We start from the raw sequence: 20,720 nt of genomic DNA on the forward strand, positions 1-20,720 counted from the left end.
GAATTTACGCTGGACAACACCGCCCCGGCAACGCTATAACCCGCTGCGTTCCGGCCTAAAGACCTGAACACGGACAAAAGATGGGCGCATAGCTCAGTTGGTAGAGCAGCTGACTCTTAATCAGCGGGCCGTAGGTTCGAGCCCTACTGCGCCCACCATCCAAACCCCAGAAAACCTTTGCGTTTTCCGGGGTTTTGTCTTTTTTGCCCCCCCTTATCCTTGCGCCTGCACACACCGGTTCCGACCGCGTTCCTTGGCCTGATACAGCGCCCTGTCGGCCCGGCCATACAGGGCATCAATCAGGGTTTCGGTATTTTCCGCCCGTTCTGTCCCGTGCGGCTGGGCTGACAGGGATGCGACCCCGAAACTGGCGGTGTAGTGCATTTTGGCGGCATCACATACCACCTCGTCTTCTTCAATCGCCATGCGCAGGCGTTCAGCGACGATCATTGCCCCTTCGGCACCCTCACCGGGCAACATCACGGCAAATTCCTCGCCGCCGATCCGGGCCGGAAGATCAATATCGCGCAAACCCTCGCGCAAAACCCGCGACAGGGACATCAACACCTGATCCCCGGCGCGATGGCCATATTGATCATTGAGTTTCTTGAAATGATCCAGATCCAGCAGAACCAGTGAAACCGGCACATGGCGACGTTTCCAGACTGAAATCGCCCCTTCCAGTCGCATCAGAAGTGTCCGCCGATTGGCAAGCCCGGTTAACGGATCGGTCGCCGCCAGCTGTTCCAGCTTTGCCATCGCCTCATTCAATTCGCGGGTGCGTTGTTCCACCCGCACCTCCAACGACTGGTTGGCCTGTTGCAAATCATCGCGTGCCGCCTGCAATTCGCCGATCTGACGGCGGATCAGGGCAAAAAGCCCGGCCGTCACCGCCCCCAGAACCTGTAATTCATCATCATGCCGGTATTGTGGTGGCGGGGCGAGGGGCCGTTTCATATCGGTCGGATCGGATTGCACCATATAATCGGTCAGTTGCAGGATCGGCCGGGTCACCGTGCGAAACGTCATCGCAACAAAACAGATCGTCACCACAAAGGCATAAATCAGCGCCCCGCTGACAATCACCCGGACCCGCTGAAAAAAGGCTACCACAAAGGAATGCGGATTAAGATCGACTTCCAGATGACCGACCGGCGGCAGGTTGCCAGGCGCCGGGGCATCAAGGATAAACCGATGGGTAACCGGCCCGCCAAACAGGACATCATCCCAAAACGACTCATGAAGTTCGTAGAAAGGGGAAATCTGTTCTCCCGGAACGGAACCCTCTCGATCCACCAGCCGGGCCCGGATGAAGCTCCGCTGGGTCAGCACCCCCGCCATCACGGCATTGACCAGATCGGCATCCTTCTGGGACAAGGCACGGGCCGCCACCGGCATGCTGGCGCTGATCACCCGGTCATTATTTTGCTGATAGACGGTATGAAGCCAGCGATAATCAAGCCAGATTTGCACACAACTGATCGAAAGCCCCAGCCCGAACGCAATCATGAACGCCATCAGCAGATGACGGGTCGCAATTGAACTGCCCAGCTTCATGGCGGACAGATTGCGTGGCTTTTGGTTGTTATGATCCCTGGATGCCGACACCAGCCAAATTTCTCCCCACCCGGATGATATTCTCCCGGTATTATTCTACACGCTTTGTCACTGCCGCCAACAACGTGTCGAGATCAAACCGGTATTCCGGTAATTCAGGATGAGCACGCCGGGAGAAAGCCCCAAAATCAATCACATTCCAGTCCCGGTCGCCAAGGGCATCCTGAAACACGGCCACATTGGTCCGATCAATCGCCAGCATCGGAAAGCTGAAATCCCGGCCCTTTGTCAACAATCCATGATGATAGTCATGGATCAGCACCATCATCCATGCCCCGGCCATAAAATGCCCGCCATGGGTCATGGTCATCTCGCCCAGCACTACCAGATCAAGGGCTTCTTGCGACCAGTTCAAACCGGCAATCATCACATCTTCCCCCGGCGCACGTCCGGCTTCGCGCAATGCCTGAATAGCACCCAGTGCAATCGGGTCATTGGCCGCCCACACCAGATCGACACATCCCCCCATCTCAATCCAGTTGCGCGTCCGGCGATAGGCTTCGTCATAGGACCAGTTCACCACAAGACGGCGCTGTTCGACCATTGCCGGGAATTCGCGCAAGGCCCGGTCAAGTCCGGCAAGCCGGTCGATTGATGCCGGGGTCAATTGATCCCCCGCCAGCGTCAGCAAACACAAATCCTTGCGCCCGGCCAAGTCCGGCCCGGCATCCTGTGCCGCCATCACCAGCGACCGGGCAATCTCATACCCGGCCCGGTCATTATCCGGGGTCAGGGTGGCAATCCAGCGGGACAAATCATCCCCGGCCCTTGCCAGACGGCCCTTTTGCGCAAGTGTCAGGTCATTGAGCAACATAAAAACCGGTATGTTGCGCGCATTGGCCTCAATCACGATGCGGCTGCCCTGCTGATATTCATTGACCGCAATAATATAATCGGGGGGTGGGTCCATGGCAAAAACCCGGTTGGTATTTTCCGCCATCAGGGGCCAGTCACGATTGCTGTCAAACACAATGACCTCAAATCCGAGCTGCGCTGCCGCTGCCCGCATTGTGTCGCTGACATCTTTCCAGAAACCGCTATCGCCAAATCCGGGATTGATAAAGGCAACCCGTGGAACCCCGGATACCGGGGCAGTCTGCCCATAGGCCCGCATCGGGCAGCACATCGCCACCGTCAGCAGAATCAAAATTCTTAAATGCCGCACAATGATTTCCCACCATCTGACTACCTGCCATCAGGGATATGTCAAATCAGACATAATCAATATGGCGGGGCGGGTCAAACATTGTAGCATCCCTCTTCCGGATAGGTTACCCGCAGATTTTCAGGATGCAGCAGGCACCTGATGGGCCAGCAACACCTCGCGCTGCACGGCACGAAACAGCGCGGTGTAATCCAGATTGACATAATCAATCTGCCATTCGACCAGCCGGGCAAACAGATCGGCATTCGGGGTGTCGATAAAGATCATGGTTTCAAGGCCCTGCGCTTTGGCGGCCTCAATGGCCTCCTTGCTGACTTCATGTTCCATGAATTCAAAAATCTGCGCATGTTCGCGGGCCACCGCCTTTTCCGGTGTTTTTGCAATCGACATCTGGATATTGCGCCGGATGTCCGGGGCAATGCGCCACATTTCATCGCGAATGCGGGCCGAAAACGATCCGAAAAACACATCATCGCCAAAATCGAAATCGCGCAACATCGCCACCACGGCGGCCACATCGGCTTCCTTGATTTCACAATACAGCTTCACCCGCCCTTTCAGACGACGCAAAAAATCTTCCAGCCGCGGCACAACTTCCCCGGCAAAAGCCGGATCGAACCAGCTTCCGGCATCCAGCGCATCAATATCGCGGCTGTGCATGTCCGCAATCGCCCCGCTGCCATTGGTGGTGCGATCCACAGTTTCGTCATGCAGCACATATAAAACCCCGTCTGCCGACTGGCGCACATCGAATTCGATGTAATCGGCCCGTGCCGCAATCGCCTTTTCGGCACTGGCAAAGGTATTTTCCGGGGCATTACGATTGTCGCCGCGATGAAAAACAAGGGAAACAGGTTTCATAAACGCGCACTCCATTGGTGTCGGGCGGGCAAGGTATCATTCGCCAGACGCCATAAACAAGCCAACCGGGGCAATTTCATGTCGGTGTCACAAAAATCCGCCGGTCTGGCAAACTGCCGACATCCCCCGCCGATTGCACGCCATCCACACCCGGCCTGTGCCGCACCCGCCATGCGGCGGGTGTCATGCCAATCAGACGTTTGAAATGGCGGATAAAATGCGACGCATCGGCAAATCCGGTTTCCATCGCAATATCGGTGATGTCACGTCGGCTATGATCCAGAATCCACACCGCCGTCATCACCCGCAACCGCACATAGGATTGCGCCGGTCCGGCCCCGGTTTCGCGCAAAAACAGTCGTTCAAGCTGCCGCACCCCGATGTCAAGTCGACCGGCAAGGGTCGGCATGTCCAGCGGCGGGGCCATATTCTGTTCCATCAGCACCAGGGCGCGTTTGACCCGTGCATCGCGCACCGTCTGAATGCCCTGCGGAATGACTGGCGGGGCGGGCTGGGCATCGTCGCCGGTGCGGGCGGCGGCGACCTGCATGATGTGCAGGCTTTTTTGCGCCGCCATCCGTGATACATGCCGTTCCACCAGCCACGCCGCCAGATCGACCGCCCCCATCCCGCCCGAACAGGTAATCCGGTCCCGGTCCACCACAAACAACCGGTCTGCCACCGGTGTCACATCGGGGAATTCCGCGATAAAATCATGATGATGAAACCAGCTGACGCAACAGCCATATCCCGTCATCACCCCGGCCCGGCATAACAGAAAACTGCCGGTACATACCCCGACCAGCGGCACATTCTGCGCCGCTGCCTGTCGGATAAACCCCCGTGCGGCATCCGATAACGGGTCCTGTTCATCCAGCAACCCGCCCACCACCACGATATAATCAAACCGTGCCGGATCGCCAAAGGCCTCGGTCGCCTGCACCGTAATGCCCGATGACGACGGCACGGCTTCCCCCACCCGGCCCAAAACCGCCCATCGGCATCTGATCGGCCGGGACCGGTCCCCCTCATCGGCAGAGAGCCGCAACACATCGACAAAATTGCCAAACGCGCCCAGCGTAAATTTCCGCGCCAGCACAAACCCAACCGACAGAACGGTGGCAGGGGATAGTTTTTCACTTTTCATCTGGCACCGCTTCCCGGTTTTGACGAATGGCGCAAAATGATATACATTGTTTTTTCGTGTATCATACATCCTCTTTCACAGGAGAAACCCATGCAGGTTGCCAAATGGGGAAACAGTCTGGCCGTGCGGTTGCCTGCCGCGGTGGTCGAGGCCCTGAAACTGCGCGAAGGTGACAATATCGACATTTTTGTTGCCGACGAACGCACCTTTGCCCTGTCGCGCCAACTCGGACGTGACGCCCTGATCGAAAGATTGCGCGCCTTTCGCGGTCGCCTGCCCGACGGGTTCCGGTTTGATCGCGACGATGCCCATGCAAGATAATTTCTTCGATACCAACATCCTGCTTTATCTTGCCTCAAACGATCACATCAAAGCACAAAAGGCCGAAATCCTGCTGGCATCCGGGGGTGTCATCAGCGTTCAGGTCCTCAATGAAATCACCAGTATCGCCCGCCGGAAAATGAATTTGTCATGGGACGACACACGATCCTTTCTGGCCCTGATATCGGGCCTGTTACAGATTGAACCCCTCACCCGCGAAACCCATCAGACCGGCCTTGATCTGGCGGAAAAATACCGGTTGTCGGTCTATGACGCGATGATCGTTGCCGCCGCCCTTCTGGCCCGGTGCAATGTCCTGTGGTCCGAAGACATGCAGGATGGTCTTGTGGTCAATGGCACCCTGCGCATCCTCAACCCGTTTTCAACATCCCCCTGATATATCGCATTCTGTCGTAATCATACGACAAAAATGTCGCTTTTGTTCTGCAAGAAACAAATTCTTGCTGTCATACTGCGCCAAACATCGGGGTGCGGCAGATGAGCAAATTTTCCTTTTTCGAGATCATGCGCAAGGCGCTGAACCATAACGAGGACTGGCAACGCCAATGGGCCGACCCGGAACCGAAAAAGGATTATGACATCATCATCATTGGCGGCGGCGGGCACGGGCTGGGCACTGCCTGTTATCTGGCAAAGGAACACGGCCTGACCAATATCGCCGTTCTGGAAAAAGGCTGGATCGGCGGCGGCAATACCGGGCGCAATACCACCATCATCCGGTCCAACTATCTTTATGATGAAAGTGCCGCCCTGTATGATCATTCGGTCAGGCTGTGGGAAGGTCTCAGCCAGGATCTGAATTACAATGTGATGTTTTCACAGCGCGGCGTGATGATGCTGGCCCATACCGATCATGACCGCCACAGTTTTCAGCGCCACATCCATGCCAATCGCCTGAATGGGATCGACAATGAATGGCTGGACGCCGGGCAGGCACAGGATTATTGCCCCGCCCTTGATATCAGCCCCGCCGCCCGTTACCCGGTCATCGGGGCGGCCTTGCAACGGCGCGGCGGTGTTGCCCGCCATGATGCGGTGGCGTGGGGCTATGCGCGGGCCGCATCCGAATGCGGGGTGCATATCATCCAGAATTGCGAAGTCACCAACATCACCCGCCATGCGAACGGATCGGTCAGCGGCGTCGAAACATCGCGCGGTTTCATCGGCGCAAAGAAAATCGCCGTGGTCGCCGCAGGCAATACCAGCAATGTCATGCGCATGGCCGGGGTCAGGATGCCGCTGGAAAGTTATCCGTTACAGGCGCTGGTGTCCGAACCGCTCAAACCGGTGATCCCGTGCGTGATCATGTCCAACAGTGTCCATGCCTATATCAGCCAGTCCGACAAGGGCGAACTGGTGATCGGGGCGGGCACCGATCAATATGTATCCTACAGCCAGACCGGCAGCCTGCCGGTGATCAGCCACACCCTCGAAGCCATTTGTGAATTATTCCCGATCTTCCGGCGGGTGCGGATGATGCGCAGTTGGGGCGGCATTGTCGATGTCACCCCGGATCGCAGCCCGATCATTGGCGAAACCCCGGTGCCCGGCCTGTTCGTCAATTGTGGCTGGGGCACCGGCGGGTTCAAGGCAACACCGGGATCGGCCCATGTTTTCGCCCATCATCTGGCAACCGGCACCCCGCATCCCGTCAATGCGCCCTTTACCCTGAAACGCTTTGAAACCGGTCGGCTGATTGACGAAGCAGCAGCCGCCGCCGTCGCACATTAGGATTTTTGCCATGCTGTTGATCCATTGCCCTGTGTGCGGCGAAGACCGCCCCGAAACCGAATTCACCTATGCTGGCGAAGCCCATATCGCCCGCCCGTCAAACCCCGATACCCTGTCGGATGCCGACTGGGCGCAGTTTTTGTTTTACCGCACCAATCCGCGGGGCATCCACGCCGAACGCTGGCGGCATACCCATGGGTGCGGGCGGTTTTTCAATGCCCTGCGCGATAGTGTCTCGGACAAATTCATCCAGACCTATCCCGCCGGAACCCCCAGACCCGCAACAGCCAAGCCGGAGAATGCCCAATGAGCGATTTTCGCATTCCCGGTCGCGGCATGGTCGATCCCGGTCAACCCTGCACGCTGGTGTTTGATGGCAAACGCTATGACGGGCTGGCGGGTGACAGCGTCGCATCGGCCCTGCTGGCCAATGGTGTGCATCTGGTCGGGCGGTCTTATAAATATCATCGTCCGCGCGGCATTTTATCGGCCGGGTCCGAAGAACCCAACGCCCTGATCGCCCAGGATCGCGGCGATGGCCGTTTCGATCCCAACAGCCGCGCCACCATGCAGGAACTTTATGACGGGCTGGAATGCCAAAGCCAGAACCGTTTTCCCTCTCTGGCCCATGATATCGGTGCCATCAATGATCTGGCCGCCCCGCTGTTTTCCGCCGGATTTTATTACAAGACCTTCATGTGGCCAAAATCGGCATGGCGCAAATTGTATGAACCGGTCATCCGCCGCATGGCCGGGCTGGGCAAGGCCCCCGATGCGCCCGATCCCGATCATTACAGCACGCGCTATCATCATTGCGATGTGCTGATTGCCGGTGGCGGTGTCGCGGGCCTCGCCAGCGCCCTTGCCGCCGCCGATAGCGGGGCCGACGTGGTTTTGTGCGATGAACATGCGGTCTGGGGCGGCTCGCTTTGCGGCAATCAGACGGACATCATTGATGGCCTGTCGGCACAGGACTGGATCGCCGGAACGATTGCCGATCTGCAATCGCGGGCCAATGTTTTGCTGTTGCCGCGTACCACCTGTTATGCCTATTACGCGCAAAATTATCTGGGACTGTGCGAACGCCTGTCGGATCATGTGCGCCATCCCGATACCACCACCCCGCGTCAACGTCTCTGGCAAATCCGGGCAAGGCGCGTCATCCTTGCCACCGGGGCACTTGAACGCCCGCTGGTTTTTCCCGGCAATGACCGCCCCGGTGTGATGCTGGCCTCGGCCGCCCGCATCTGTCTGGACCGTTACGGGGTGCTGGTCGGGCGCAAGATCGTCATTTTTGCCGCCGAGGATTCCGCCTATGGCACCGCATTGGAACTTGCCAGCGTCGGTGCAAAGGTCACAATCGTCGATCTGCGCCCCGAAACGGCCATCGCCCCCGACCCGCTCCATGCCTGCCGCAAGGCCGACATACCGGTTCTGGCCGGTCATGTGATGACCGGCACCAAAGGCCGCCTGCGGATCACACAGGCCAGCATCTGCGCCCATCAGGACGGGGTATTTGGCCCGGAACGTCATCTGGCCTGCGATGCGATGTTGATGGCGGGCGGCTGGACGCCGACCCTGCATCTGTATTCGCAATCGCGCGGCAAGGTGGTCTGGGACCCGGAACGCAAGATTTTCATCCCCGGCCCCCCGGTGCAGGATGAACAATCGGTTGGTGCGGCACGCGGCACCCTTGGCCTGCAAGATACATTGGCCGAATCTTTTGCCGCCGGTCTGGCATCGGGCCGTGCGGCCATTGGCGGGCGCAAGGGCCGCAAACGGGTGATCATCGCCACCGAAACCGCCGAACGCGGCACCGGTTTTCTGGGGGCGGTGCCCCTGCCCCATGCCAAAATCCATGCCCGCGCCTTTGTCGATTTTCAGCACGACGTCACCAGCAAGGATATCAAACTGGCCGTGCGCGAAGGCTTTCATTCGATCGAACATGTCAAACGCTATACCACCACCGGCATGGCCACCGATCAGGGCAAAACATCCAACATGCACGGTCTGGCGATTGCCGCCCATCAATTGGGCAAGGATATCCCGGCGGTCGGCCTGACCACATTCCGCCAACCCTATACCCCGGTCACCTTTGGCGCGTTGGTCGGCTATCATCAGGATGCGCTGTTTGACCCGCGCCGCAAAACACCGACCCATGACCGGGCGGTCGCTCTGGGGGCGGTCTTTGAACCCGTCGGCTTATGGTTGCGGGCATTGTATTTTCCCAAAGGCACCGAAACCCGCCATCAGGCAGTCCATCGGGAATGTCTGGCAACCCGGCAATCGGTCGGGCTGTTTGATGCCTCCACCCTTGGCAAGATCGAAATTGTCGGCCCCGATGCCGCAACCTTCATGGAATTGCTTTATACCAATCCGTGGCAAAAACTGCCGGTCGGGCGCTGTCGTTATGGCGTGATGCTGCGCGAAGACGGTTTTGTGTTTGATGATGGCGTGGTGGCCCGCCTTGCGCCAAACCGCTTTCATGTCACCACCACAACCGGCGGCGCGCCGCGTGTGCTGGCCCATATGGAAGATTACCTGCAAACCGAATTCCCCCATCTCAAACTCCGCCTGACCTCCACCACCGAACAATGGGCCACCCTTGCAATCAATGGTCCCCGCGCCCGTGATGTCGTGGCGAAAATTGTCGATGATATCGATGTTTCGGCCCATGCCCTGCCGCATATGGCGGCCCGGTGCGGCCATGTTCTGGGCGGCATTCCGGCCCGGCTGTTTCGCATCAGCTTTACCGGCGAAACCGGGTTTGAAATCAATGTGCCTGCCGCTTATGGCGCGGCCCTGTGGGATGCCTTGATGCTGGCCGGGGCGGAATTTGGCATTACCCCCTATGGCACCGAAACCATGCATGTGTTGCGGGCCGAAAAGGGCTATATCATCACCGGGCAGGATACCGACGGCACAGTAACGCCAATTGATGCCGGTCTTGGCTGGGCGATTGGCAAGGCCAAACGCGATTTTGTCGGCAAACGGTCCCTCGCCCGGCCCGATATCATCGCCACCGAACGGCGCAAACATCTGGTCGGTCTGAAAACCCTTGATCCGATGATTGTACTTCAGGAAGGCGCACAGATTGTCCTTGATCCGAACCAGCCGATCCCGATGACAATGTCGGGCCATGTCACATCGGCCTATCACAGCCCGGTTTTGGGCCGATCCATCGCGCTGGCCCTGGTTGAAAACGGCCATAACCGCATGGGCGAAACGGTTTTCATCCCGATGCCCGATACCGTGATCCGGGCCGAAATTTGCAGCACCGTTTTCTATGACCCGACGGGGGAACGCCTCAATGGCTGATCTGTCCTTTAACACCGTGCGCACACCCGATCTGGACGGCTTTTCCACTCTGCATCATGCTGATGGCCTGACCACCATCCGCCTTGCCGATCCTGCCGACCGGCTGGCGATCTGGTGCGAGGATGCCGCCCGCAACGATGTTGCCACCGCCCTTGGCCTTGCCCTGCCCGATACCCTCAATTCCGGTACGGATACGGATAACGGATGCGTTTTGCGGGTGGGCCCCGAAGAATATCTGGCAATCCGCCGTCCGGCCCGCAATGACTGGCACCTTCTGGAACAGCAGGATTTTGGCGATAAAATCGTCAGCCTGACCGATGTCAGCCACCGCAACATCGCCTTCATTCTGGACGGCCCCAACGCCGCGTGGCTGATCGCCTCGGGCTGCCCGCAAGATGTGCGCGATCCGGCCTTTCCGGTTGGAAAAGCCAGCCGGACATTGTTTGGCAAGGCGGAAATCATCCTGTGGCGCACGGGGCACCATCGCTGGGTGATTGAAATCTGGCGATCCTTCGCCCCGTATCTGGCCGATCACCTGACCGCCGCCCTGAACGATCCGGCGATCCGACGCATCAGCGACTGATGCAATCCGCAAGGCACAGATTATTGACGGAACACACGCTAAACTGGTGCTTCCCAACCCATAAGAACAGGGAATTGTAGATGTTGGAGCTTGTGACCACCCGCTAACCGTCCCGATTGATCGGGACATCTAGCCGCAAGGTTTCGCAACGGCATGTTTTGCCGGGGCCAGATTTTGCGCGGGTGATCTCCATACACAGGCTTTTCCATGAACATCTCACGCAGCGAGCAGCGCGTTCTGCACGTACTGGCGCAGGGCGGACATATCCGCCACAAACGGGCCGACAACGGCCGTATCACAGACATCCTCTGCTTCACGCGCGACGGCTATGTTCTGGCCGATTGCACGCTGGAAGTCTTTGCCAAACTCCGGCGCAAACGCCTGATCGAATCCAGATCGTCCAGCCCCTATCGGATTTCCGATAAAGGCCGCCGTTCTGTTCGCGCTCAACTCGACAATCGATAGGGAAAACACACCATGTTGATCCGTAACGAAACCGCCGGTGACATCCCGGCCATAAGCCGCGTCATCACCCAGGCCCTGATGATGCTTGCGCAATCCACCGGGACCGAAGCCGGCATTGTCGAAAGACTGCGGGCCGATGGTGCCCTCGCTCTCTCGCTTGTGGCAGAGGATCAAGGCAAGGTGATTGGCTATCTGGCCGCCTCGATGGCGCGGATCGGGACGCAGGATGGCTGGGGACTGATCGGCCCGCTTGCCGTTTTGCCGTCAAGGCATCACCAGGGCATCGGCACGGCCCTGATGGCAGAAGCCCTCCACCGGCTGCAAACAACCTGCTGCGGGGCGGCTCTCGTCGGCGACCCCGCTTACTATCACCGGTTCGGATTCCGGGCTTTCCCCGGCCTGACTGTGGCGGGTTGCCCTCCCGAAGTGGTTCAGGCATTGCCCTTCGACAACATTGAACCGCACGGGGAACTGATCCATCACCCGGCATTCGGCCTGGATCAGTAACGGCAACAAACCATCAGGCTGCATCCCGAAAGGTGCAGCCTGATGCAGCAGCAAAGAATTCTGTACGATCCGGTAATTTAACCGGCTCGCGCCATTGGCAGGATGGAATCAATATCGGCGGCGGCATGATCCCGGATCATTTCCAGATCATAACCCGTCTGAAGGTTCAGCCAGAATTGCGCACTGGTGCCAAAATATTTCGCCAGACGAACGGCGGTATCCGCCGTCACGGCCCGCTGGCCTTTGATAATTGCGGTAATCCGGTTGGCTGGTACATGAATATCACGCGCCAACCGCCATGCCGACACCCCCAGCGGCTCCAGAAATTCTGCCTCCAGAACCTCGCCGGGATGCACCGGATCAATCCGGTCAATACGATCTACCGTCATGTCTGCCACCGCATTCTAGTGATAATCGATAATTTGTACGTCGGTCACCCGACCACTATCCCAGCAAAAGCATATCCTGTATTGCTGGTTGATCCGGATGCTGTATTGCCCATTGCGATCACCGGACAAGGCCTCCAACCGGTTGCCCGGCGGCACTCGCAAATCGTCCAGAACACTTGCCGCGTTCAGCATCACCAGCTTCCGATATGCGTGTTTTTGCAAACGGACATCCATCAGTCTGGTCATTTTTCGCCGGAAAAGCTTTTCGGTTTCCTTGCATCGAAAGGATACAATCATCGGCCCCCCAGCCTGAAATTGCGTATCCGGGATGCCTTTCGTTTACCGCACACCCGACGATCTGGATAATTATGCCAAACGTAATCAGTTACGTCAAACATAATCAATCACAATCAATCGTACCTTATGACTGCTTCTGCGTACTTAGCGCCTGCGCCAGTTCGTCATTGGACATATTGGCACGGTTTTCGATACCGCGCATTTGTGCCAGATGATACAAATCATCGCGCCGCCACGATTGATATTCCGGGGATGTCCGGGTTTCCGCTTTGTGGGAAACCTGTGTGCGGTCACGATCCGCCAGATTGCGGTAGCTTGCCATTTTTTTCTCCTGATACCTTTAGGAAACAGCCAAAAGCACGCCCTCATCACGGGCAAGGCCCGCGTCGTCTTTTTGTGCCATTCTCAGGTGGACGGTCAAGGCGCACCGGCCAAGACGTCAAATGCAGGGCGGGGCGAACAGGGTCGCCAACCGGGTCCTGTCTGTCTTTTTTGTCACATCACGGTGACGACTGTCTGATTCAGACGTAAGCACGTCATGATCGAATTTCAAAGGGTCTTTGCGGAAATTTTCGCCGCCCCCAAATACGGGGGCCGACAAACAGCATCATAGCCGAAAACACCGAACGTCCCCAAGACCAAAATCACCTAATGATTGCGCAGCGCCTTGATCAGTTGGTCCTTTTTCATCAAGGACCGGCGATGAATGCCGACTTTCCCGGCCTGCACGCGCAATTCCCTTACGGTCCAGTCTTCATAGGGCGGATGCTTGCCCCCCTTGCGGCTGGCCGCTTTTCCGGCATTGGCGATGCGGGCGGCCTTTTCCTTGCTGGCACCCGCGTCGCGCAACCTTTCATAAACCGCGTCATTTTTGATCTGCGGACCGTGATCTTTTACCATGACATTGCTCCTTCCAGGATGGCTTCAGGATTAAAACGCCCCGGCATCCGGTCGGGTTCCGACAAAACCGATCTGCCTACAATTTATCGACATTTTATAAAATATCCTGTTCCGACCCGGTGGTTTTTGATAGTCTCGCCCCATAAACAAACCGATAAACAACCCGGCAAACAATCAAAACAGGGAGCCATCATGGCCTTACATTTTTCCCGCGCAGAACTGGCAGAACGCCGGGCCCGCACGATCCGCAAACTTGAGGAAAACGGCCTTGATGGCCTGCTGGTTTTCCGGCAGGAAAGCATGTTTTACCTGACCGGGTACGACACATTCGGGTATGTGTTCTTTCAGTGCCTGTATATCGGCACCGATGGCAGGGTCGCCTTGATCACCCGCGCCCCCGATTTGCGCCAGGCGCAACATACGTCCGACATCGACGATATCCGCATCTGGGTCGATGGCCCGGACATCAACCCGGCCTTTCAATTGCGCGACATGCTGACGGAATTTGGCGCGTCGGGCAAAAAACTGGGGGTCGAATATGATGCCTATGGCCTGACCGCCGCCAATGGCAAAAAACTCGAATCCGCGCTGGATGGTTTTTGTACGCTGTCCGATGCCTCGCGGCTGGTGTCCGAACTGCGCGTGGTCAAAAGCCCCGCCGAACTGGGCTATATCCGCCGTGCCGCCGAACTGGCCGACGATGCCCTGAATGCCGCATGGGACACCGTCCATGCCGGGGCATTTGAAGGCGATATTCTGGCCGCGATGCAGGGCGCTGTTTTCAAGGGCGGCGGCGATTATCCCGGCAATGAATTTATCATCGGGGCCGGGCGCGATGCCCTGTTATGCCGCTATTTTTCCGGTCGCAAACATATTGGCGATACCGATCAGATCACGCTGGAATGGGCCGGGGCGGATCGCCATTACCATGCCGCCATGATGCGCACCATCCCGGTTGGCGGCGCAACAGACCGCCATATCGAAATGCACAAGGTCGCCGTCGATGCGATGGCCGCCTGTCGCGATGCCCTGAAACCGGGCGAACCGATTGGCAAGGTATTTGATGCCTATGCCCGTATTTGCGACGGCGCAGGCATGCGCGCCCACCGCCTCAATGCCTGCGGCTATTCGATGGGCACCACCTTTGCGCCCAACTGGATGGACTGGCCGATGTTTTATCATGACAACCCGGTGATCGCCGAACCGGGCATGGTGTTTTTCCTGCATATGATCCTGATGGACAGCGACAGCGGCACCGCCATGTGCCCGGGCCACAGCGTCATTGTCACCGAAACCGGCAACGATGCCATTTCGCGCCACAATCTTGATCTGATCGAACGCTGACCGGAAAGGGCCGCCGGAAGGTCATCCGGCGGCCCCTGTTCTTTGATGCAAAGCACCGCGTACGTTATTCGTAATCGACCAGGGTGCAATCATTGCCCTGTGCAACCTGACGGCCATCGGGCATTTCCGCAATCAGCACTTCGGAACATTGGGCGGTGACTTCGACCTGCCCCTGTTTTTCCTCACCGAAATAGCTCATCTCGGTTTCGCCCAGCGGCTGGGTAAACCGCAAGGCAATCATCAACGGCTGATCGGACAATTCGGCTGTTTCCATCACAACAGCCGTTTCCTGACCACCGCTTTCGGGGTTTGCCAGACTGGCAAGCTGACCCTTGCTGCCATTCAGTTCGACATTTTCCTCGGTGCCAATGATGCGGACTTCACCCGGTGCCTGCTGTGCCTGTGTGGCACCCGCCATCATCATTATGGCAACCGCAGAAACACCGCCCAGAACCATTTTCGAGTAAGAAGTCATAATAAATCATATCCTTTCTAGCTGTTGGATATGATTTTGATAACATATGATCCCGCCCAGATGAATATACGTCCGTATAAGTTTCGGAAAAAATAACAGTATTATTTTTGCAGAATGCCATATTGATGACAATTTACCCTAAAATCAGGATCAAAAATCCGATTTTATGATTTTATATATTATATAAAATCAAAATAATTCCCCACATTATTATCCAACCCGTAACCGGGTGATAAATTCCGATACCGTCACAGTGGCGTGGCGGGCATTTTGGGCGACCGTTCCGGCACTTTCGCTGACCTCGGCGGCTTTGTGGCCGGTTTCCGATGCCTTGTGGCTGGCCTCGTTGGTTTCGCTGGAAACCACACGCGCCGCACGGGCCGCCGCATCGACATTGGTGGCGATTTCGGCGGTTGCCGCCTTTTGTTCATCCGTTGCCGCCACCACCGATCCGATCCGGTTTTCCAGTTCGCGGATATGGCCGGTAATTCCGGCAATGCTGTCAACCGATGCCGATGTCTTGCGCTGGATCGTATCGACCAGTTCGGCAATTTCCCCGGTCGCACGGGCCGATTGCGTCGCCAGATTTTTAACCTCGCCCGCCACCACGGCAAATCCCTTGCCCGCATCCCCGGCCCGTGCCGCCTCGATGGTGGCGTTCAGCGCCAAAAGATTGGTCTGTTCGGCAATGTCGCGGATCATTTGCAAGACCCGGCCAATTTCGCCCGCCGATTCCGACAATTCGGCAATGCCCTGCTGGGTGCGGGCGGCTTCTTCCGATGTCACACGGGCATCGTCCAGGCAATTGGCCGCCTGCCGGGCGACCTCGGCAATCGATGCCGAAAGTTGCTCGGCGGCCGCGGCCACGGTTTCCACATTCCCCATTGCCTGATTGCTTTGGCTGGCCGCCCCGGCCATGCGCTCCGACGTTTCACCGGCCATGCCGGTCATATCGGTGGCATGATGTGCCATGACATCGGTCAGATGCGCCATGTCATCCAGCAACTTTAACACCGATTGTTCAAAATCCCCGGCCAGCCGATCAAGGGTCTGGCGCTTTTCCTGTTCGGCTTCAAGGCGGTTGCTTTCCTGTTGGCGTTCCAGCAACTGGCGTTTGACCGCACTGTTGCGAAACACCTCGACGGTTTGCGCCATCCGTCCAAATTCATCGCCGCGATCGGTGCCGGGAATGACAATATCGGTCTGATCGGATGCCAGTGTTGTCATCGCCGCGGTTAGCGCCCCCACCGGGCGCACGATGCTGCGATTGATCCGCCACGATAATAACGCCCCGCCAATCACCGCCCCCAAAACCCCGAACAAAATCCATTGCTCAGACCGGTTTGCCGCCGCTGCCAGAACATTTTCCGACCGGGTTTTCAAACCGTTCGCCGCCTCGATCACCGCCAGCGCCTTGGCATTAAAGGCATCCTGTGCGGCCATGCGATCCTGCCCGGCCCGGCGCAATGCCGCGAACTGACCGGGATAGGATTCCAGAAATTCCGAAAACTGCATAATCGCCGTGCGCGACCGTTCTTCGACAAGGTTACGGTCCAGTTCCAGCGTCACCTGCCGCAATGCCGCAATGGTCTGTTCGACAATCTCGCTGGCTTCCTGTCGTTCCCCCTCGGAAATCGCGGCGGAAAACATCGCCTGATCAATCGAAAGCTGCAAGGCATTGTCGCGCAGGCTTGCCCCCGCACTGCGCAGGCTTTCGGCATTTTCCACATTGCGCACTTCGCGCATTGCCCGCCCCTGGGCGGCGGCCGCCTGAAACCGCTTCATGGTTTCGCCGTGCGACTGTTTGATCAGTTCGACAATCGCCCCGCTATCGCCGGTAATCTGCGTCAGGGCGTCTTCCGCCGTCGCATTCGCACCACGATGCGCCAGCAAGGCGGTCTGATAAGCGGCAAAACTGTTTTCAAAGGCCCGCAAGGCATCCCCAAGATCGGCGCTATCGGCAAAATCACCGGCACGGGCATTCATATTGCCAATCAGGGCATGGATCTGCCCGGCAAGGTCGTCATCGGCACTTTGATCAAACCGCAACAACAGGGCGCGGACCTGCCCCAAATCGTCGGAAAAGGCCTGTGTAACCGTGACGGTGCGCACCCCGTCCTGAAACACGCGCAAACCTTGCCACCCCACCGCCCCGACAAGGGCCGAAAGCAGAACCACAATGAAAAAAGCACCGCTGACGCGCACGCCAATACGAATGTCGCGAATGCGCATGGCATCCTCCCTGTCGTCGCAAGGACGTTTTTAAACTCGATGCCCGGCTCATATCGCGGCAGGGCTTTATGCCGTTAAGGTGAAACGGCCTGATTGTTGATAAAAATATTCCATATTGTTTATATTTTGCAACAAAAATTCCATTTATCGGGCGCAATTATGCCGTACACGCCCCTTTCCCGTTGCCAAGTCCGGCAGTTTCAGGCGTGCTTTGCGTTCAAAAAAGATAAAATATCCTGCGCCCAATCACCCATTTCCGGCGAAATGTCCTGCATGTGGCGATATTTGCCAAACTGCCCGGCAATCAGGGCCAGACGCTCGGCAAAGCACGGCGGATGATCGGGGTTCAGCAACGGATCGCCCATCGGGTCAAAGGCGGCATTCTGAAATTCCAGCGACAGGCTGATACGGGGCTCGGACGCAAAACGCGATGCCCGCCCACCCCAATGATACACATCCTGCCGCCATCCCATCACCGTACCGGGGACGGCGGGCAAGGCCCGGACATCCTGCAACGCCACCTGTGCCGGGTCCGTCACCGGTGCGCCATAGGCCGCCTCAAAGGATCGCGGCAAAACATACATGCAGCCATTATCGGGGCTGGCAATGCTCAGCGGCACCCATAATGACAGGCTGATCGCCATATCGTCGCCAATCACGCTGTCGCCCTGATAATCGCGATGCGGCGGCCATCCCCGCCCCGCCGACTGCGGATCCACATGCAACGCCCAGAAATGCGGCAACAGGGCAATTTTATCGCCCAGAAAATGCGTCAAAAGGGGGCGCAGGGCCGCAAAAACCTGCCATGCTTCGTCATAAAGATAAATCATCACCGGCGGCAAACCTTCGGCCACCAGCCGTTCAATCCCGGTGCGCAGGGCCAATAAGGGTGCCGACGGCAACACATCCTCAATGCGGAAATAGCCTTCCTGCCAAAAATGATCCGACACCGCCGACAGGCCAAACCGCGCCGCGTCAATCGCCGGAAAACCATTGTCCGTGCCGTCAATCGTCAGGCCGGGATTAAACCCCGCCCAGAAACCCGCATCACATGCCTGCCGCGCCGAAATCATCACCATTTTCCAGCCGTCATTGCCAATCCCCAAAACCGGCGCGACGATACGGCCCCGTCCCGCCAGACGCAAGTCGCACTTGCACCGATCCCGTCTGCCCGTTACGGATAGAAACCCGATATGCCACAGCCCGGAAACCCGCACCCATGACATCCCTGCCCCTGCATGGCGGCGCTATTGATCTTGCCGCCCGCCATTATGGCATTCCCGATGATCAATGGCTGGATCTGTCCACCGGGATCAATCCCCGGCCATGGCCGGTCCCGGCAATTTCCCCCGACGTATGGCAGAAATTACCCCTGCATGCCGATCTGATCCGCCTGCAACAGGCCGCCGCCGGTTATTACCGGGTCGCAAACCCCGATCACATCGCCTGCGCCCCGGGGACACAGGCCCTGATCCAGATCATCCCCGCGCTGATCCGGGGCCATAAACGCGGGCGCAAAATCCTGATTGCCGGCCCGACTTACGGCGAACATGGCAATGTCTGGCGACAGGCCGGGTTCGATGTTGCCGAACCCAACATCCCCGCCGCCACCCGCGCCAGCCATTTGCGCGCCGCGATCAAGGATTGCGATGTGATGGTACTGGTCAATCCCAACAATCCCGATGGTGCGGTGATATCACCGAATGATCTGATGGAAATTGCACAGGGCATGGCGGCAAAAGGCGGCTGGCTGATAATTGACGAAGCCTTTGCCGATACCGACCCGGCCGCCTCCCTCTGCCCCCATATCACAACACTGGACCGCACCCTTGTTTTGCGGTCCTTTGGCAAGTTTTTCGGGCTGGCCGGGGTGCGGCTGGGCTTTGCCATCGGCCAGCCCGATATCATCGCCACCCTCACCACCCGACTGGGCCCGTGGGCGGTATCGGGCCCGGCCATCGAAATCGCCACCCGCGCCCTGCATGACCGCGACTGGCAGGACAACACCCGGCACAACCTGGCCGATGCGGCCAAACGGCTGGATGATCTGATCATCACCAACGGGGTTGGGGAACTTGTCGGCGGCACCGATCTGTTCCGGCTCTATCGCGGGCCGGATATGGCGGGCTGGTATGACCGCCTTGCCCGTCACGGCATTCTGGTCCGCGCCTTTGACTATGCGCCCGACTGGCTGCGTTTTGGCCTGCCGGGCGGCGAGGCCGACTGGCAAAAACTGCAATCGGTCCTGACCGCCTGAACCATAAATTTTGAGGCTTTTGCTACAACCTTGCGAAACCCAACAAAGGCTGTATGTCATGCCGGTCAGCACATTGCAGCGCATTGATATAGGCTTTGCGTGTTTCCCCCGGATCAACCAGATTAATCCGTCCCCAGCTAAAAGGAGGCTGGCCAAGCTGCACGGCCAATAAATCCCCGGCCAGCCGGGAATGGCGACCATTGCCATTGGGAAACGGATGGATCGAAACCAGCCGGTGCGCAAAACGCACGGCAATCTCGTCCGGTTCAAAGGTTTGATGGTCAATCTGAAAGCGCACATCATCGACCAGTTGACGGACTTCCACAGCAATACGCCAGGCATCCATGCCGATATTGCGGGCTGTGGTGCGATATATCCCCGCCCAGCGCCAAACCTGATTGAACATGCGTTTGTGTAACTGGCGCAAAAACCCGTCATCCAGTATATCGCGCTTGCGCCCCGAGACCCATCTCGTTGCGGCAAGGATATTGACCAGTTCCGCCTCGTTCAATTCGCGGCGCAACGTGATATATGTCGGGATAAGCTGGCCGCGTTCTTCGTCTGTCAGGGGCGTATTGGCGTCATCGTCTTCGCCATATAGCGGATCGGTCATGGATCCTCCCACAGGCGACGCATCGACCCGTTCAGCAATTCATTGATCAGACGCTGTCTTTCGTCGGCAATATCGCTGCTGTTCAGGGACTGGTTTTCAAGCGTCATCGTATGATGGATGCGGCGCAGTTCCTGTTCGGCCCGTTTGGCGGCCTGTACGCGAACAAGGTCCTCAAGCGAGGTTTCGGGCAAAATGGCGTAAACGAATTTGCATCCCAGTGCTTCCGCCGCAGCCCGAAGGGTCTGGATGGAAACGGCACCGGATATTTCCGCTTTTTCAAGGGCGGAAATACGGGGCTGCTTTACCCCCAGACGGCGGGCAAACTGTGTGGCACTGATGCCCAGCGCATCGCGAATAGCCCGAATCCAGCCTTTGGACGGACGCGTCATCTCAACCCGCGCAAGGTCGGCAAAGCGTTTGTCAAGGTTCTTCCGGGCCAGCGTCGCCTGAGGCATGATAATCCACAGATTATGAAAT

The 20,720-nt window shown here is 57.8% G+C and carries 23 protein-coding genes and 1 tRNA gene; 11 read left to right on the forward strand and 13 right to left on the reverse strand.

Annotated features, from left to right (window positions below):
• Positions 1-82: 82 nt before the first annotated feature.
• A tRNA-Lys gene (locus Q8O73_RS05060) sits at positions 83-158 on the forward strand.
• Between the two features lie 55 nt (positions 159-213).
• Here Q8O73_RS05060 and Q8O73_RS05065 read toward each other — a convergent pair.
• The 4 genes from Q8O73_RS05065 to Q8O73_RS05080 form a co-directional block, all read right to left on the reverse strand.
• Complete coding sequence (locus tag Q8O73_RS05065; protein WP_305555906.1) at positions 214-1,608, reverse strand: GGDEF domain-containing protein; 1,395 nt, start codon at positions 1,606-1,608, stop codon at positions 214-216.
• A gap of 40 nt (positions 1,609-1,648) precedes the next feature.
• A complete protein-coding gene (locus Q8O73_RS05070; protein ID WP_305555909.1) occupies positions 1,649-2,782 on the reverse strand; it encodes an ABC transporter substrate-binding protein in 1,134 nt (377 codons plus the stop codon).
• Between the two features lie 120 nt (positions 2,783-2,902).
• The gene (locus tag Q8O73_RS05075; protein WP_305555912.1) at positions 2,903-3,643 is read right to left on the reverse strand and encodes a glycerophosphodiester phosphodiesterase family protein; all 741 of its coding nucleotides are present in this window, start codon (positions 3,641-3,643) and stop codon (positions 2,903-2,905) included.
• Positions 3,644-3,719: 76 nt separating this feature from the next.
• Positions 3,720-4,790, reverse strand: coding sequence for a GlxA family transcriptional regulator (locus Q8O73_RS05080; protein WP_305555915.1), 1,071 nt, complete (start codon positions 4,788-4,790; stop codon positions 3,720-3,722).
• A gap of 90 nt (positions 4,791-4,880) precedes the next feature.
• On the opposite strand from Q8O73_RS05080, the gene Q8O73_RS05085 reads away from it, so the two are divergent.
• From Q8O73_RS05085 to Q8O73_RS05120, 8 genes are all read left to right on the forward strand, one after another.
• Complete coding sequence (locus tag Q8O73_RS05085; RefSeq protein WP_305555917.1) at positions 4,881-5,111, forward strand: AbrB/MazE/SpoVT family DNA-binding domain-containing protein; 231 nt, start codon at positions 4,881-4,883, stop codon at positions 5,109-5,111.
• Positions 5,101-5,508 carry a PIN domain-containing protein gene (locus Q8O73_RS05090; protein WP_305555920.1) on the forward strand — a complete coding sequence of 136 codons (408 nt, stop codon included), beginning with the start codon at positions 5,101-5,103 and terminating at the stop codon, positions 5,506-5,508. Before Q8O73_RS05085 ends, Q8O73_RS05090 begins: the two co-directional genes overlap by 11 nt.
• Positions 5,509-5,609: 101 nt before the next feature.
• Complete coding sequence (locus tag Q8O73_RS05095; RefSeq protein ID WP_305555923.1) at positions 5,610-6,863, forward strand: sarcosine oxidase subunit beta family protein; 1,254 nt, start codon at positions 5,610-5,612, stop codon at positions 6,861-6,863.
• A gap of 10 nt (positions 6,864-6,873) precedes the next feature.
• Complete coding sequence (locus Q8O73_RS05100; RefSeq protein WP_305555926.1) at positions 6,874-7,173, forward strand: sarcosine oxidase subunit delta; 300 nt, start codon at positions 6,874-6,876, stop codon at positions 7,171-7,173.
• A complete protein-coding gene (locus Q8O73_RS05105) occupies positions 7,170-10,181 on the forward strand; it encodes a sarcosine oxidase subunit alpha family protein (protein WP_305555929.1) in 3,012 nt (1,003 codons plus the stop codon). Before Q8O73_RS05100 ends, Q8O73_RS05105 begins: the two co-directional genes overlap by 4 nt.
• On the forward strand, positions 10,174-10,764 hold the full coding sequence (locus Q8O73_RS05110) for a sarcosine oxidase subunit gamma (protein ID WP_305555931.1): 591 nt from the start codon (positions 10,174-10,176) through the stop codon (positions 10,762-10,764). The genes Q8O73_RS05105 and Q8O73_RS05110 overlap by 8 nt, the downstream gene beginning before the upstream one ends.
• A 207-nt stretch (positions 10,765-10,971) precedes the next feature.
• Positions 10,972-11,229, forward strand: a complete 258-nt coding sequence (locus Q8O73_RS05115) for a YjhX family toxin (RefSeq protein ID WP_305555934.1) — start codon at positions 10,972-10,974, stop codon at positions 11,227-11,229.
• A gap of 12 nt (positions 11,230-11,241) precedes the next feature.
• Complete coding sequence (locus Q8O73_RS05120; protein WP_305555937.1) at positions 11,242-11,736, forward strand: GNAT family N-acetyltransferase; 495 nt, start codon at positions 11,242-11,244, stop codon at positions 11,734-11,736.
• Between the two features lie 77 nt (positions 11,737-11,813).
• On the opposite strand, the gene Q8O73_RS05125 is transcribed toward Q8O73_RS05120, so the two are convergent.
• The 4 genes from Q8O73_RS05125 to Q8O73_RS05140 all read right to left on the reverse strand — a co-directional run bounded on the left by Q8O73_RS05125 (position 11,814) and on the right by Q8O73_RS05140 (position 13,322).
• Positions 11,814-12,125, reverse strand: a complete 312-nt coding sequence (locus Q8O73_RS05125) for a HigA family addiction module antitoxin (RefSeq protein WP_305555940.1) — start codon at positions 12,123-12,125, stop codon at positions 11,814-11,816.
• Between the two features lie 15 nt (positions 12,126-12,140).
• Positions 12,141-12,422 carry a type II toxin-antitoxin system RelE/ParE family toxin gene (locus tag Q8O73_RS05130; RefSeq protein ID WP_305555943.1) on the reverse strand — a complete coding sequence of 94 codons (282 nt, stop codon included), beginning with the start codon at positions 12,420-12,422 and terminating at the stop codon, positions 12,141-12,143.
• A 124-nt stretch (positions 12,423-12,546) separates the two neighbouring features.
• Positions 12,547-12,744: a hypothetical protein gene (locus Q8O73_RS05135; protein WP_305555945.1), complete on the reverse strand. Its 198-nt coding sequence runs from the start codon at positions 12,742-12,744 to the stop codon at positions 12,547-12,549.
• A gap of 326 nt (positions 12,745-13,070) precedes the next feature.
• Complete coding sequence (locus Q8O73_RS05140) at positions 13,071-13,322, reverse strand: Rho termination factor (protein ID WP_305555948.1); 252 nt, start codon at positions 13,320-13,322, stop codon at positions 13,071-13,073.
• Between the two features lie 192 nt (positions 13,323-13,514).
• Here Q8O73_RS05140 and Q8O73_RS05145 point away from each other — a divergent pair, with 192 nt between their 5' ends.
• Positions 13,515-14,666 carry a Xaa-Pro peptidase family protein gene (locus Q8O73_RS05145; RefSeq protein WP_305555951.1) on the forward strand — a complete coding sequence of 384 codons (1,152 nt, stop codon included), beginning with the start codon at positions 13,515-13,517 and terminating at the stop codon, positions 14,664-14,666.
• Between the two features lie 64 nt (positions 14,667-14,730).
• On the opposite strand, the gene Q8O73_RS05150 is transcribed toward Q8O73_RS05145, so the two are convergent.
• From Q8O73_RS05150 to Q8O73_RS05160, 3 genes are all read right to left on the reverse strand, one after another.
• Positions 14,731-15,141, reverse strand: a complete 411-nt coding sequence (locus Q8O73_RS05150) for a hypothetical protein (protein WP_305555954.1) — start codon at positions 15,139-15,141, stop codon at positions 14,731-14,733.
• A gap of 210 nt (positions 15,142-15,351) precedes the next feature.
• Complete coding sequence (locus Q8O73_RS05155) at positions 15,352-17,373, reverse strand: methyl-accepting chemotaxis protein (protein ID WP_305555957.1); 2,022 nt, start codon at positions 17,371-17,373, stop codon at positions 15,352-15,354.
• A 200-nt stretch (positions 17,374-17,573) separates the two neighbouring features.
• Positions 17,574-18,518, reverse strand: a complete 945-nt coding sequence (locus tag Q8O73_RS05160; protein WP_305555959.1) for a phytanoyl-CoA dioxygenase family protein — start codon at positions 18,516-18,518, stop codon at positions 17,574-17,576.
• A gap of 74 nt (positions 18,519-18,592) precedes the next feature.
• Between Q8O73_RS05160 and cobD the strand changes: the two genes are divergently transcribed.
• Positions 18,593-19,630: a threonine-phosphate decarboxylase CobD gene (cobD, locus tag Q8O73_RS05165; protein WP_305555962.1), complete on the forward strand. Its 1,038-nt coding sequence runs from the start codon at positions 18,593-18,595 to the stop codon at positions 19,628-19,630.
• A gap of 22 nt (positions 19,631-19,652) precedes the next feature.
• Here cobD and Q8O73_RS05170 read toward each other — a convergent pair whose 3' ends face one another.
• Positions 19,653-20,243 carry a mobile mystery protein B gene (locus Q8O73_RS05170; protein WP_305555965.1) on the reverse strand — a complete coding sequence of 197 codons (591 nt, stop codon included), beginning with the start codon at positions 20,241-20,243 and terminating at the stop codon, positions 19,653-19,655.
• A complete protein-coding gene (locus tag Q8O73_RS05175) occupies positions 20,240-20,698 on the reverse strand; it encodes a mobile mystery protein A (protein WP_305555968.1) in 459 nt (152 codons plus the stop codon). The genes Q8O73_RS05170 and Q8O73_RS05175 overlap by 4 nt, the downstream gene beginning before the upstream one ends.
• Between the last annotated feature and the right edge of the window lie 22 nt (positions 20,699-20,720).

This window comes from Thalassospira sp., from assembly GCF_030690045.1.
Taxonomy (GTDB): domain Bacteria; phylum Pseudomonadota; class Alphaproteobacteria; order Rhodospirillales; family Thalassospiraceae; genus Thalassospira.